This is a genomic window from Alteribacter salitolerans (assembly GCF_016901055.1).
Taxonomy (GTDB): Bacteria; Bacillota; Bacilli; order Bacillales; family Salisediminibacteriaceae; genus Alteribacter; species Alteribacter keqinensis.
Genome location: NZ_JAFEUX010000015.1, coordinates 45867 through 59567 on the forward strand (window position 1 = coordinate 45867; position 13701 = coordinate 59567).

Genomic DNA, 13701 nt, shown 5'->3' on the forward strand with positions numbered 1-13701 from the left:
ACATAACCCGGGGAAGGGGAAGATTATGGTTACGAGTTTTAATGTGCAATCATCGGAATTTCCTTCATTGAAATCCGCATCCTATCCAATTCTAAAAGCAATTGGAGATCATCTGAATGTGGATACTGCTTATGTGACAAACAAAGGGCCAACGGCTATTAAGGTACTGCGGTCATTTAATAAGGAAGAAGAGATTATTCCGGAAGGATATGAAGTAGAGTATGGTGGAACTTACTGCCGGCTTATCATTACAAGTGAGGAAAGCCAGCTGACTACACCAAACCTTATGAAGCATGAGATTACAAGCAAGCTTGAGGTCACCGGCCAGCTTAAGCTGAAAGGATTTCTCGGAGTGAGTCTCAAAAACAGTGAGGGTGAGATATTCGGGACCCTCTGTGTGATGAATAAAGAGGAGACTAATTTCACAGATGATGACGCCCGCTACCTGAACTCTATGGCTGAAGTGCTCACCTATTTAATTGAGCTTGATGATGTGAAAAATTCCATGAGTTATTTGACGGTGCCGATTGTTCCTCTTACAAAAGGAGTGTCTGTTCTCCCGCTTCAGGGAATACTGGACGACAGGAGATCGGCCCGGTTAATGGAGGCCGTACTGAACCATTGCGTGGAAAATAAGGTGGGCTTTTTCATTGTCGATGTGACAGGGCTGATTATCGTGGACAGCCATTTCCCGGTATCACTGGGGAAACTGCTGGACGCCCTGAGAGTGATGGGAGTAAAAACGCTGCTCACAGGTGTGTCGGGAGAAATGGCAAGAGAAGAAGTAACAAACAGCCGGTCGTTGTTTGGAAGTACAAAGACCTACTCTACTATGGAATCTGCCCTGCAGTCGATCGGGTTTCACCTTGTTCAAAACGAACAGTAACCATACAAGAAACCACCAGCCGTGTGCTGGTGGTTTTCCTATGCCGGCTTGAAAAGTCGGAAATAATTTCCCGGGGTCTGACCCCGCTCCTCAGCGTGCTTCTTTAACAGCACTGAAACGAAGACGCTCTTCAAGAAAGCGGGCGATCCCGTCTTCTTCATTAGTGTACGTGATCTCATTTGCGACGGATTTGAGTTGGTCAATAGCGTTACTCATGGCTACGCCTGTTCCTACATAATCAAGCATTTCAAGGTCATTGTCTTCATCACCGAATGCAATAATTCGTTCCCGGGGAATACCCAGGTGAGAGGCGACTTTTTGCACACCGACGGCTTTGTTTACGCCGCCTTTTGTAATTTCAATCACGTTCCAAGGTGAACCCCAGTTCCGCTGTTCTGTTACCTCAGCGTGAGAGGACCGGAGAAGAGTTGTAAGTTCATCGGCGTGATCTTCTTCAGGGTGAACCAGGATGGAAGTGGGATCGTGATGGAGCAGCTTCTCAAGCTTTCCGTAATCAGCCGGAGTGTTGCCGAGGGTAAAAGCTTCAGCAAACCCGCGGTTTAAATGCCGGAGGTAAAAATCATCCATCACTTCAACCATCATGTTTTTTACACGGAACGCTTCGCACGTCTCGATGATGGTCTTTGCTGTTTTCTTATCCATTGGCTGGTGGGAAACATCGAAATGACGGTCTTTCGGGTGATGAACAAGGGCGCCGTTAAAGTTTACAATCGGTGTATCGAGAAACAGTTCATGATAATACTGTCCGCTGGCCCGGTACGGTCTTCCCGTTGCGATGATCACTTTATGGCCAAGTTCACGGGCTTTGGCGAGAGCTGCCCTGTTTCTGAGTGAAATGGTTTTATTGTCGGTGAGGAGCGTGCCGTCAAGGTCAACGGCAATCAGATGTGTATCCATTGTAAAGTGCCTCCTTTTTAGGGTACTGTTACCTAATCACTGAGCAAGGAAAAACCTGTCAGCGGTGGTTAAAGGATAAGTTAGGCGATTATGTGAAAACGTGTTATAACTATACTATACAGCCTCTGATTCTGTTAGAATTAGAGGAGTTTGTATGATTAATTTTGATTTTCAGTATACCATAAGTTTTGTTCGATAAAGTTAAATCTTTTGTAAAGGAGTGAGGCACTTTGGGTCAGTTTATTGAAACCTATCTGTCAAGTTTTCCTGCATGGAGCATATGGACTCCTGAACTGATTGTTGTGCTGCTCGTTTTTTCAGCATTGTATTTCTGGGTCACCGGACCACTTCGACATAAATTTGAAGGTGCAGAGCCTGTTTCGACCCGCCGGAAAGTCTACTTTCACATCGGCCTGATCGCTGTTTATTTCGGATTTGGGGGGCCCTTGTACGTACTTGGCCACATGATGCTCAGTATGCATATGCTCAGTATGGCAATTGTGTATCTCATAGCACCTCCGTTTATCCTCCTTGGTATTCCAAGCTGGGTGTTTAAGCCTGTTGCAAAAATAAAAGCCGTTCAACGGATTTTTCGTGTTTTTGGAAACCCGATTATCGGGCTTCTTTTATTCAACGCTATGTTTTCCATTTATCACTTGCCGTTTACTTTTGACCGGTTATTAACGAACGAAGGCGCTCATAACATTTATCAGCTGGGTATGCTTTTTGCTGCGGGTGTCATGTGGTGGCACCTCGTTCCGCGGATTCAAACCCGCTACGAGCTTTCCGAGCTGAAAAAAATCGGATATATGTTTGGAAATGGCGTTTTGATTACGCCTGCCTGTGCCCTGATCATCTTTGCCGGCGCACCGCTTTATGAAACGTACACGGATGCGTCAACCTGGGCGACTGCCATGGCCTTCTGTCTGCCGGCTGGCACAGATATACCATATGAACTGTTTGCAGGAAGCAGTGCCCTGCCGCCGCTTCGTCCCCTTCACGATCAGCAGCTCGGAGGAGCGATTATGAAGGTGGTTCAGGAGCTTGTGTATGGTGTAGCCATCGGGACGATCTTTAAACAGTGGATGAACCGTGACAAAACCGATAACGCTAAAGAAGAATTAAAGGAATATGAAGTGGTGCAAACCCATTAAGCGGAAAAGAAAGAGAGGACGCTTATAATGAAACAGCTTGTTTTTCTGGCTTCACTCGTATCACTCGCCGTGCTTGCCGGCTGCAGTTTCCTCTACTCTGACCCTGCTTCTGAAACAGATTCAATCGTTGACCTTACAGAAGTGGAGAGAGAAGAAGAACACCAATGGAGAATGCCGGAATTTGAAGCCGTGAATCAAAACGGGGAGACAGTAACAAATGAAGACCTGGAAGGATCACTCACATTGGTTAAAACGATTTTCACCCGGTGCCCGACCGTCTGTATGACGATGACACCGAATATGGTGCAGGTTCAGGAAGCGATGGACGAAGAGGGGATTGAAGGAGTCAATATCGTATCATTTACGGTAGATCCGGACTTTGATACACCAGAGCGTCTCGAGACGTATGCCGAATCCTACGGTGCCCACTTTGACAACTGGCAGCTATTGACCGGTTATGAGGAGTCGTTTTTAAATGAGGACCTTGCCCCGGCCCTTTTCACACGGATACAGCCGGTTGAAAACGACATCGTACACCCGACCCGTTTCTTCCTTTTTGACGAAAACGGCGATGTGATTCGCTTATACAACGGCGAGCAGAACTTTGAGCTCGATTCATTAATAGAAGACCTTAAGTATATACAGCGATAAGAGTGAGGCCCCCGGGCTTCGCTCTTTTTGATTCACTTTAATCTCAAAGTTTTATTGAGGTTCACGTATGTTTTGTGTTGAAACAGCAGCCTCCACACCCTTTGCTTTCCGCGGGGGCGTCGATGAGCCTCCGCGAACTTCGCACTGCGGGGTCTCACCCTGACTCCCACTCCCGTACGAGTCTCAGGTATTTCGGCTGCTTGATCAACTTTTTCGTAAAGTTGTGTTAACGTTCATTATTTTATCGTTGTTTATTTCCACGACTTTTAGCAGGTTGTGCAGGAGCGTGCTTCTTTCCCGATCGTCTGAAGATTGTATGTGTTCTGAGTCGAAGCTCGTGAGACAAATGCTCGTTATTAAATTGGGAGTCTCTGGTGTTTAGACTACACCAGATTATCTTAGTAAATAATCTTTACAATTATATTAAAGTTTTGCTGAAGGAATATGTTGAATTATAAATGTTGGTTGAATGGGCGACACTCCTGCGGGAAGAGCGTGTTCCGGGGAGACCCGGTCAAGCACGAGCAGTGCTTCATGAATAAGCTTCGAGTTGCTTCGACGCATATGCGTAGCCTGGCTGGCAGAGGAAGAAGCAGCATACTGAGGAGGCTCCCGAACTGCCAGCGGAAAGGGAGTTCAAGAGCCAGAAATCAAGATCTCAGATCAGGAGGAGAAATTCATTTAATACAACAAAAAAAGATTTCTTTTCCTTGTGAAGTACCATTTAATCAAGATGGCGCTAAACCCCATTCCTTGCTACACTTAAACCATCAACCAAACGTGAAAGGTGTGAAGCAGATGATCGATAAGAGAACACCGATTCCGGTGCCGGAAGCTCAAAAGCGGGTGATGGACGCTGCCAAACGGGGAACACAGAAAGAATGGGTCCCAATTACCGAAGCGGACGGCCGCACCCTTGCAGAGGCGGTCTACGCCGACCACGATATTCCCCCTTTTGACCGCTCTCCCCTTGACGGATTTGCAGTCCAGAGTGAGGATACGAAAAACGCCACCAGCGAAACGCCGGTTTACCTGGAAGTGATGGAAACGGTGGGAGCCGGACACGTGGCAAAGCCCGTTACAAAGCCAGGTCAGGCGGTCCGGGTCATGACAGGGACGATGATGCCCGAGGGGTGCGACGCTATCTGCATGTTTGAGCTCACAAACGAAGTTATAAAAGACGGAAAAACGTACATAGAAGTGAAACGCTCGTTTAAAATAGGCGACTTTGTTTCCTTTAAAGGAGAAGAAACGAAAAAAGGGGACGCTCTGATGCAAGAGGGGACGCTGATCACCCCCGGCGTTAAAGCGGTCCTGGCCACATTCGGCTACGCCACCGTCCCCGTAACGAAAAAGCCAAAGGTCGGTATTTTTGCCACAGGAACAGAACTCCTTGAAGTGGACGAGCCGATGGAACCGGGGAAAATCCGCAACAGCAACGCCTATATGGTTGCGTCCCAGGTGGAAAACGCAGGTGCATCGGGGCAATACTACGGGAAGCTGGCTGATGATTTTGACGCGTGCTACAGGGCCATAAAAAGTGCTGTCGAAAACGTAGACATGCTCATTACCACAGGAGGCGTGAGTGTCGGGGACTTTGATTTTCTTCCAGCGATTTACGAGAAGCTCGGTGCGACGGTGCTGTTCAACAAGATTGCCCAGCGCCCCGGCAGCGTGACAACGGTGGCCGACCTTGACGGTAAGCTTCTCTTCGGGCTGTCGGGCAACCCGAGTGCGTGCTTTGTTGGCTTCGAGTTATACACCCGCCCGGCGATTTCGATGTTCCTGGGCTCAAAGACGCCGTATTTAACCCAGACGAAAGCAACCCTTACGAAGGACTTTCCTAAGGCGAATCCGTTTACCCGCTTTATCCGGAGTGAGATCGGCTTTACGGGGGACGGAACACTTACGACGGGGCCGGTGGGCTTTGATAAATCGTCTACGGTGACGTCTCTTGCCCATACGTCGTGCTTTACGGTTCTGCCCGGGGGAAGCCGCGGCTTTGAGGCAGGGGATCAGGTGGATGTGTTGCTCGTTGACGGGCCGCGCTCCGCTCAGAGTCTTGTGCTCCCGAAGAAGGACTGAATGATGCGGATATTTCAGGTGACAGGGTATTCCGGAAGCGGGAAAACGACGTTGCTCACTCACTGGGTCCGCCACCTCAGCGATCGGGGAGTGAAGGTAAGCGTGATCAAGCATCACGGGCACGGCGGTGCACTTATAAGAGGTGACCGGGAAAAAGACAGCGGGCGGCTCCGGGAGGCCGGGGCAGCGAGTACGGTGGCCATCTCCCCAGGGGAATTCCAGTGGATCGGCACAGAACCGCCGCCCCTCAAAGAGATGATCGATCTGATTGCCCGGACGGGTCCGGACGTCATTTTGATCGAAGGATACAAACGTGAAGCGTACCCCAAGGCCGTGATCGTCCAAAACGAGAGTGACCGCGGACTCGTGACTAAGAGCACAAACGTGAAGGCCGTGATCTGCCGGGAAAAACAAGACGAGGATTATTTCGCCAGCGGGAGTTTCGAAGCGCTGAGCACTCACCCCATGGAAGATACCGTAAAAGCCCTCACGAAAATCCTTTTTGGAGATGATACAGATGACCTTGCAGCGCTATAGCATTACCGATCGGCCTTTGGATGTGACAGAGGTAATCAGTCTGGTGGAAGACAGAAACGCCGGTGCAATAAATACCTTCATCGGGACTGTTCGCGAAATGACCAAGGGGAAGCGCACCATCTATTTGAAATACGATGCGTATGTACCCATGGCGGAGAAGAAGCTGGCTCAGATCGGAGACGAGATCACCAGTCGGTTTCCTGATGCCCGGGTTGCGATTTCACATCGGACGGGGGAACTTGCCATCAGTGATATTGCTGTCGTCATCGCGGTTTCCACGCCGCACCGTGCAGATTCGTTTGAAGCGTGCCGCTATGCGATTGAGCGGATTAAAGAGATTGTGCCGATCTGGAAAAAGGAACATTGGGAAGACGGAACCGAGTGGATTGGTGATCAGCGGGAAACGAAAGCGTATCCTGCTGGCAAGCCTGGGAAGGAGGATTTATCGTGATTAAGGTATTGTTGTTTGCAGAGCTTGAGGACGCTGCAGGAAAAAGGGAGATCGAGCTTGATATGGCGGATGTTACTGTGTCCGATGTCCGGGAACGTCTCGTGGCAGAGTATCCGGGACTCGGGCGGATCGAGCGCGCCATGCCGGCTGTGAATGAGGAGTATGCCGAGGCTGATGAGAAGGTGAAAGCCGGCGACACCGTTGCGTTTATTCCTCCTGTGAGCGGCGGTTGATTTTTTATCTGAAACGTCGTAAACTTAAAACAGAACAAAATGACCAGATGAGAAATTTGGTCATTTTTATATTGATCAGAAAGGAACACTGCCATGCTAGAAAATAAACGACAGCTCGTTCTTGAAGGAGCTGCTTCTGCTTTTTCCATGTACGGTTTTAAGGGGACGACGATGGATAAGGTTGCGGCTTTGGCCGGTATTGGAAAAGGAACGATTTATACTACGTTTAAGAATAAAGAAGCGCTGTTTGATGCGGTTCTGCAGCAAATTATAGCGGAAATGGAGCACATCTTTTTTAACTGTATTCTGCCGGAGAAGTCTGTTTCAGAGAACCTCCACTCAGCACTGTATGAACTTTTGGAGTTTAGGAAAGAGCATCAGGTGATGATGAAGCTGACGTACGAAGTGAGGATGTTTGGAACCGAACATTCCAAGCGTGCAATGGACAAAGTAGAAGATGCGATAATTGGCTGCCTGGAAAAACAGCTTGTTTCGGCAGTTGAACAAAAGAAAATATATACTTCAAACCCGAGAATAGCCGCGTTTTTGCTTTATAAACAATACATGGCACTTGTATTTGATTACGAAGAAAAGTACGGATCTCTAGGAAAACAGGCGATCGCACACATTCTTGATCAGCACTTTATGTACGCCTTGGTCCATAACAAAGAGATGTAAACGCGTCTCTTTTTTTTGAATTCTAAATGACTATTTGAATAAAATGGTCATTTTTAAACAACTCGAAAATGACTATATGGACATTATAGTCAAAAAGGAGAATGGGTGATGAATGGTTTAAAGCACGAGCTTCAAGGGATACTTCAACGAAAAAAACTGCTTATTGCTCTTATCGGGATCATGCTCATGCCTTTGCTATACGGAGGCGTGCTGATCTGGTCGTTCTGGGATCCGTATGGTCAGATAGAAGAGCTGCCGGTTGCAGTCGTGAACGAAGATACCGGGACTATGGTAGATGGAAAAGAGTTCCGGGCTGGAGATGATTTCATTGAAAACCTTCAGGACGACCCGGCATTGAACTTTCACTTTGTAGATAACGAAACCGCAAGAGAAGGAATGAAAAACTTTGATTTCTATTTTTATGTCCTCATACCCGAGACTTTTTCAGAAGATGTAGCAAGCGTTATTGATTCAGAACCGGTTAAAGGAACGCTCTACTATGAGGTGAATGAGGATTATAACTACGTAAGCTCACAGATTGCGGGTACAGCAATCGAATCCATGGAGAATGAACTGGCTGAAGCCTTGATACTCGCCTATATTGAAGTAGCGAACGATTCGTTCAGTTCATTTACGAAAATCGTCAATGAGCTGGAGGAAGGGACTGAAAAGATAAATAACGGAAACCAGGGTGCCCTTGAAGGGGGAGAGAGTCTGTATGACGCCATCAACAGAATAGAAGAAGGTGCAAAAACCCTGTCAGGAGGCACTTCAGATTTGAAAGACGGTGTGATCACTCTTGAAAAAGAATGGCAGTCCTTCATAAAAACCCTTGAGGACTCCGAAGAAATTGCCGGAGCGAAAGACAGTTTTTTTAAGGTGCGAAATACGACGGAAGAAATTGAAGCGCTGCTTGAGGACGGGCGATATGATGAAGCCGCCCGTCAACTGGAGGACCGGTTTGACGAGGCTGCTGAACTTGAGGAGTCCGTAAGAGAAGTGAGTGACTCCATTGACAGTGGAAGGGAGCGGCTTCAAGAGATTGAACAACAGGTATCAGACTCAAAAGAAGAACTTGATACGATTGTCAGTGAGGCAGGGAAGCGCGGCGAAGAGCTGACAGAAAGCTATGATGATGCCCGGACTTTTGCTGACCGGCTGGAGGAAAGGTTCGCTGATGTGGAAGAGATTCTTGGTGAACCTGTTGCGGCACTGGAAGAGCTTGAAACTCATTATGAAGAACTCCCCGCTTACCTGGACGAACAGTGGCCTGAGTGGTCAGAGAATGATGAGGTTGTATCCTGGTATGAAAGAGGCCTTGCGAGCTTTGATGAGGTTCCTTCGTACCAAAGCAGTCTCCAGAAGCGTATGAAGGAAGTGAATGAGGAACTGGATGCCTTTCGCGGGAACGTGGATCAGGCGGAAGAATTGGCCGCTTCATTTTTAGCCGAGGCAGGGGTTGCCTATGACCTGATCGAAGGTGCTGCGGTGGATGCAGGGAATGTAACCCGTGTGCTTGACGAGGTGGAGCAGGCGGTTGAAACCTTTGAAGAAGCCCTCGGTGCTGTGGGGAGTGTGGAGAAACAGGTTGATGCAAACGAGGTGGAAGAGGACCTCAGAGCGGCTCTTGCGGAGGTGAACGAAGGACTTGGGTCTCTTGAAGAAGCCTACGGAACTGCCGTGGAGCGGTCCGCGGATGTCACAGCGGGCCTGAGCGAATTGCGTGACGGGGCTGTACGTGTGAATGACGGGGCTGGTTCCATTGCCGGAAATCTGAATGATGCCGCTGCTGCGAATGGTGATTTGGTGGAAGGTCTGGGAGAACTTGTGGAGGGAAGTAATGAGTTGCACGGGAGTGTGGCGGAGATAAGTGATTATACAAATGAACTGGACCCCGGCCGCCAGCACGAATTGATGCTGTCTTCTCCAATCGAATCCCTCAGTACAGAATCAGAAAGTGAGTATTCCTACGGGGAGGGGCTTACTCCTTATTTCCTGTCCATAGGGCTGTATGTAGGGGCCCTGACTTTGTCGATCATTTATCCGTTTCGGGAGCCCCTTGGACCCCACACTGATGGGAGGGAGTGGTTTGCAGGGAAATTCGGGGTGGTGATGATTGTCGGGTTTGTGCAGGTGACGGTTCTCCTCGCCTTTATTTTGATCGGGCTCGATCTGGATGTCTCGTCTCCCGGGGCGTTTGTGGCCTTTACGTATTTGGTGAGCTTAGTCTTTATGAGTATGATCTTTATGCTGGTAGGAGTGCTCGATAACCCCGGGCGTTTTGTAGCTATTATTCTGCTCATTTTGCAGCTCGGTGGAAGCGGCGGTACATTTCCTGTGGAACTTTTGGCTTCTCCCCTTCAGACCATACACGGGTGGCTTCCTATGACGTACTCGGTCCTCGGGTTCCGCTCGGTTGTGTTTATGGATTCACCGGTGCTTCTCTGGCAGAGTGTCATGTTTCTTATATGTGTTGCCGTCGTAGTGCTGGTTATTGCATTTTTGTTTTACGTGAAATTGTACAAAAAATTGTGCGCTCCGAGTATTGACAAGAAGAGAGAGCAGACTAATGGGTAGTCTCTTGGTTGTGTTCCCGGCGGGGTAGAGGTTAATATGGTTTAGTGAGATGATGAACAAGGGAAAAGGATCTCATACCCGTAAATGTTGGAGGGATTTTAACATGAAACTTGATATTTCAGATAAAGCATTTGATTGGTTTAAGGACGAATTGGATCTTGAAAGCGGCGAGGCCGTGCAGTTTTACGTTCGCTACGGCGGATGCGGAAACTTCCAGAGCAGCTTTTCTCTGGCTATGGCAAAAAAAGATCCGGAAGATCCGGCTGTCACAAAAGAAGTTAATCACGTAACGTTTTATGTGGAGAAAAAGGACGAGTGGTACTTTGACGACAAAGACCTGAGCGTTCAGCTGAATGAAGACAGCGGTGAGATCGAATATCTTCACGAGACTGGCGAGAAGCAGTAGATTGAGACCGGGGAGCGGATCCCCGGTTTTTTTTTGCGGGTAGGGGCTAACCGTAGAAAAGAGAGACCTAACCGTTAAATAACAGCGATGAAGTGTAAAAAAGAATCATATAACTGTAGAATAACCGATGCTATCCGTTAAACAACCCCCGATTTCTTCAAACAAGAAACAAGGATGATTGCCTGCTCATAAAATCCTCCTCTAAAGAGAAACCTAATATCATCACGAAGGAGGAGGGAACGCGCGTGGGTCAGCGACGTCAATTTAACCCGGGTGATAAGGCGCCGAACAACGGCTTTTATGTTGAAATCGGTGAAACGGGAAGCATGGTGAAAAATCCCCGCAAACTGCACATGGAGGCGGGAGATGAGTTTCCGGCAACAGCAAACAAGGACCGGAAATGGACGTACCAGCGAAAGCCTTGAACGGGAAAATATAAGAAAAGGGCGGTTCATAAGGTGGCATGATACCTTATGGGCCGCCCTTTTGCAATGATCGCCTCTTTTAAGATAAGAGTCCGGATCCCTTTCAAAACCACTAATAGACAATCGATTTTCCTTCTTTTCTGATTTGTCTGTGTCATTTCAACTCTCTTCCAGTAATAAACTAAGTTACGGTATCTTGCTTACCCACTTTTGAAACGGCTGGGCACATAACCCAGCCGTTTTTTATCCCGCTGAATAGGATAAGTGTAAGTGTGTTTCTCTAAATGGCAGCACGGGGAATTTGTTTGAGCAAGAACGGAAATATTGTTCTTCATCACGTTTTACCTGATCACCTTTCCCCGAAGCGCGTATTAAGTTACACAAATCGAACGTTAACGTTGAGTGAGGGATGGTCATGGCAGTAACAGAAAGGTATTTTCAACTGGAGGGAGAAGAAGCAGTCGTTCATTTGCCTGAGAAGCCAAACGGGTTTCTCGTTTTGATATTAGGTGACGCCAATCATTATGTGGAAAATAAAACGAGTCTGTGGCATCAGCATCCGGACCGCAGGCGCTTTATTGACGCACTCAAAGAGGAAGGATACACGCTTGTGTATTCCAACCAGTACGGAAAACACTGGGGAAACGATGAAGCGTACCGTCTGACGATGAGAACGATTAAGCATGCATTGAAAACCGAGATTTTAAACGGAAAAATCCATGTATTTGCAGAAGGAATGGGAGCGCTCATTGCCCTGAGGATGCTTGTGCAGCAGCCCGACCTGCTCCGCTCCGTAGTTCTTTATAATCCATGCCTTGATCTTGAAGCCTACCGTCGTCACGAAAAGAGCAACCTGTTCTTTTACAAGCGCTTTATGAAAGAGCTGAAGGGCGCTTATGGAGAAGACGAAGAAACGATCGAAAAGGCGATCGCTCTGCCGTCCTCTCTCTGGGCAAAGACGTGTCCGGAAACGATGGTCCGGATTTTTCATTGCGTTTTCCAGAGTACATTTCCACTGGAACAGCACAGCCGCCCTTTTGAAGAAGGAAGAAAAGAACGGGGGGCACCTGTAGAACTGACCGTTTTTTTACCGGGAAAATTATGGCCTGATTTTGTGGGTCCTGTAAAAAGGTTTCTCGCCAGCCACGAACAGCTCACCAAAATGTAGCTGACAGGCCTGTTTACCGGTCCAGGGCCACAAGGGGGGCGTCGTGACTGTACCCGTATAAAATCAGATCCTTAATGATTTCGGCGCCTATCGTGCAGTAAACCGTGCCGTTCCCCCCGTAACCGAGGAGAAAATAGACGTTTTCGTGCTTCGGATGCCGGCCTATAAAGGGGAGGCCATCCTTTGCTTCACCGAATGTGGCACTCCACTCATGGGCCACGGCAAGGTCCCGGATCGGGAAATGTTCCTGTACAAGGGAAAGCAGTTCCCATCCTTTGCCCTTCACTTTATCCGGATCGGACTCAGGTTCGGAGGCTGAAACATCCAGGCCCCCTGCGATGATCCTGTTGTCGGGCGTGGTACGCATATAGAGATATGGCCGTGCCGTTTCCCAGATCAGTGCCCGGTCGTACCACATGTTTAAATCCTTTACAGGGTGTGTAGTAATGGCGTAGCTCCGGTTTAAAACCGCCTTTTTAATCGTTGTGAATTCAGCCGTTTCGTAACCGGTAGCGTAGACGACTTTTTTTGCCCGGATTGTTCCCTTAGTTGTCCGGAAGCGGCCGCCTCCGTCAGAAAAATCATGACCGAGCACTTCGGTGTTTTCATAAACCTGAACCCCGTTTCTGCTCGCTTCCTGAACCAGTGACACGGCTAGTTTATATGGGTTCAGTTCTGCGTCCAGGTCCGATATAATTGCTATTTCTTTTTCGAACGGGAAAAGAGAACGGATCTCATGAGGCTCGAGAAGGCTTACGGGGAAACCATGCTTTTTCAGCATGTCATATTCTTTCCTGAGCTTCTTTTCATCCCCTTTACTGCTTGCGTAGAAAAGACTCTTCCTCCGTTTATAGTCCGATTTGTAAGTAAGGCGCTTCGTAATCACTTCGAGGTCGTCGGTGGCTTTGAGGCAGCGTTTGTAAAATTGAACCGCTGCTTTTTCACCGATTTTTTTCGCAAGGTCCGTAAGCATCTTATCATTGGAGAATTGAATCAGCCCGGTGTTGGCAGACGCCGAGCCGCCTGCAATCGTGTTTTTTTCCACAAGAATCGTACTCACCCGGTGCTCTGAGAGGGTGTAGGCCATCAGTGCCCCGGCCTCCCCGCCCCCGATAATGAGCACATCGCACTCTGCGTCTCCCGTGAGCTTCGGGTATACAGCCGTGTGCTTATGGGTTGTGGGCCAGTAAAGACTGCCTGTATGTAGCGTCATCACATTCGCTCCTCCGTGTTTTTTACTATCGTTTGTTGCCAGGCCTCTGATTATTCTTTTAATAAAGTGTTATTTGCACCTCCTATAAAGGACAGAAATGCAGATGAACCTACGTACCATTCGCTTTCCGTGGCGGTGCTGGCAAGCCTCCTCGGGCTATGCCCTGCGGGACTTCCCTAGCTCCACCTGCCACAGGAGCATTCCTGTTAGTAGGTGAAGTGGCCTCTTGCACAAAAAAAGGTCCTCCGTTATGATGCAGGTTGCGAACCCAATACACCAAGAGGAGGACCTTTTGATGCATCATAATCGAAATTACAAA

General features: G+C 48.4%; 14 protein-coding genes. 12 read left to right on the top strand and 2 right to left on the bottom strand.

Annotated elements, in window-relative coordinates:
• The first annotated feature begins 25 nt into the window (after positions 1-25).
• A complete protein-coding gene (locus JSY36_RS19230; protein ID WP_122897571.1) occupies positions 26-886 on the top strand; it encodes an STAS domain-containing protein in 861 nt (286 codons plus the stop codon).
• A 90-nt stretch (positions 887-976) separates the two neighbouring features.
• On the opposite strand, the gene JSY36_RS19235 is transcribed toward JSY36_RS19230, so the two are convergent.
• Positions 977-1804, bottom strand: a complete 828-nt coding sequence (locus JSY36_RS19235; RefSeq protein WP_122897570.1) for a Cof-type HAD-IIB family hydrolase — start codon at positions 1802-1804, stop codon at positions 977-979.
• Positions 1805-2034: 230 nt separating this feature from the next.
• Between JSY36_RS19235 and ctaG the strand changes: the two genes are divergently transcribed.
• From ctaG to JSY36_RS19290, 11 genes are all read left to right on the top strand, one after another.
• Entirely contained in the window at positions 2035-2958 is a 924-nt protein-coding gene (gene ctaG / locus JSY36_RS19240) for a cytochrome c oxidase assembly factor CtaG (protein ID WP_236785189.1), read from the top strand.
• 27 nt (positions 2959-2985) lie between these two features.
• Entirely contained in the window at positions 2986-3609 is a 624-nt protein-coding gene (locus JSY36_RS19245) for an SCO family protein (protein ID WP_122897569.1), read from the top strand.
• A 798-nt stretch (positions 3610-4407) separates the two neighbouring features.
• Complete coding sequence (locus JSY36_RS19250) at positions 4408-5694, top strand: molybdopterin molybdotransferase MoeA (RefSeq protein ID WP_205167616.1); 1287 nt, start codon at positions 4408-4410, stop codon at positions 5692-5694.
• Complete coding sequence (mobB, locus tag JSY36_RS19255; RefSeq protein WP_205167617.1) at positions 5695-6231, top strand: molybdopterin-guanine dinucleotide biosynthesis protein B; 537 nt, start codon at positions 5695-5697, stop codon at positions 6229-6231.
• Positions 6212-6682, top strand: a complete 471-nt coding sequence (locus JSY36_RS19260) for a molybdenum cofactor biosynthesis protein MoaE (protein ID WP_205167618.1) — start codon at positions 6212-6214, stop codon at positions 6680-6682. The genes mobB and JSY36_RS19260 overlap by 20 nt, the downstream gene beginning before the upstream one ends.
• The gene (moaD, locus tag JSY36_RS19265) at positions 6679-6915 is read left to right on the top strand and encodes a molybdopterin converting factor subunit 1 (protein WP_205167619.1); all 237 of its coding nucleotides are present in this window, start codon (positions 6679-6681) and stop codon (positions 6913-6915) included. The genes JSY36_RS19260 and moaD overlap by 4 nt, the downstream gene beginning before the upstream one ends.
• A 93-nt stretch (positions 6916-7008) precedes the next feature.
• Positions 7009-7593 carry a TetR/AcrR family transcriptional regulator gene (locus tag JSY36_RS19270; protein ID WP_205167620.1) on the top strand — a complete coding sequence of 195 codons (585 nt, stop codon included), beginning with the start codon at positions 7009-7011 and terminating at the stop codon, positions 7591-7593.
• Positions 7594-7701: 108 nt separating this feature from the next.
• A complete protein-coding gene (locus tag JSY36_RS19275) occupies positions 7702-10170 on the top strand; it encodes a YhgE/Pip domain-containing protein (RefSeq protein WP_205167621.1) in 2469 nt (822 codons plus the stop codon).
• A 103-nt stretch (positions 10171-10273) separates the two neighbouring features.
• A complete protein-coding gene (locus JSY36_RS19280) occupies positions 10274-10576 on the top strand; it encodes a HesB/YadR/YfhF family protein (RefSeq protein ID WP_205167622.1) in 303 nt (100 codons plus the stop codon).
• Between the two features lie 245 nt (positions 10577-10821).
• On the top strand, positions 10822-11001 hold the full coding sequence (locus JSY36_RS19285; RefSeq protein ID WP_122897560.1) for a YjzC family protein: 180 nt from the start codon (positions 10822-10824) through the stop codon (positions 10999-11001).
• A gap of 415 nt (positions 11002-11416) precedes the next feature.
• Positions 11417-12169 carry an alpha/beta hydrolase family protein gene (locus JSY36_RS19290; protein ID WP_122897559.1) on the top strand — a complete coding sequence of 251 codons (753 nt, stop codon included), beginning with the start codon at positions 11417-11419 and terminating at the stop codon, positions 12167-12169.
• Positions 12170-12182: 13 nt separating this feature from the next.
• Here JSY36_RS19290 and JSY36_RS19295 read toward each other — a convergent pair whose 3' ends face one another.
• Positions 12183-13382: an NAD(P)/FAD-dependent oxidoreductase gene (locus JSY36_RS19295; protein ID WP_205167623.1), complete on the bottom strand. Its 1200-nt coding sequence runs from the start codon at positions 13380-13382 to the stop codon at positions 12183-12185.
• Positions 13383-13701 lie beyond the last annotated feature (319 nt).

What these genes read in the sequence shown, in the direction of transcription:
- JSY36_RS19230 (WP_122897571.1), top strand. Translation starts at nt 26, where the DNA reads ATGGTTACGAGTTTTAATGTGCAATCATCGGAATTTCCTTCATTGAAA.
- JSY36_RS19235 (WP_122897570.1), bottom strand. Translation starts at nt 1,804, where the DNA reads ATGGATACACATCTGATTGCCGTTGACCTTGACGGCACGCTCCTCACC.
- JSY36_RS19245 (WP_122897569.1), top strand. Translation starts at nt 2,986, where the DNA reads ATGAAACAGCTTGTTTTTCTGGCTTCACTCGTATCACTCGCCGTGCTT.
- JSY36_RS19250 (WP_205167616.1), top strand. Translation starts at nt 4,408, where the DNA reads ATGATCGATAAGAGAACACCGATTCCGGTGCCGGAAGCTCAAAAGCGG.
- mobB (WP_205167617.1), top strand. Translation starts at nt 5,695, where the DNA reads ATGATGCGGATATTTCAGGTGACAGGGTATTCCGGAAGCGGGAAAACG.
- JSY36_RS19260 (WP_205167618.1), top strand. Translation starts at nt 6,212, where the DNA reads ATGACCTTGCAGCGCTATAGCATTACCGATCGGCCTTTGGATGTGACA.
- JSY36_RS19270 (WP_205167620.1), top strand. Translation starts at nt 7,009, where the DNA reads ATGCTAGAAAATAAACGACAGCTCGTTCTTGAAGGAGCTGCTTCTGCT.
- JSY36_RS19275 (WP_205167621.1), top strand. Translation starts at nt 7,702, where the DNA reads ATGAATGGTTTAAAGCACGAGCTTCAAGGGATACTTCAACGAAAAAAA.
- JSY36_RS19280 (WP_205167622.1), top strand. Translation starts at nt 10,274, where the DNA reads ATGAAACTTGATATTTCAGATAAAGCATTTGATTGGTTTAAGGACGAA.
- JSY36_RS19290 (WP_122897559.1), top strand. Translation starts at nt 11,417, where the DNA reads ATGGCAGTAACAGAAAGGTATTTTCAACTGGAGGGAGAAGAAGCAGTC.
- JSY36_RS19295 (WP_205167623.1), bottom strand. Translation starts at nt 13,382, where the DNA reads ATGACGCTACATACAGGCAGTCTTTACTGGCCCACAACCCATAAGCAC.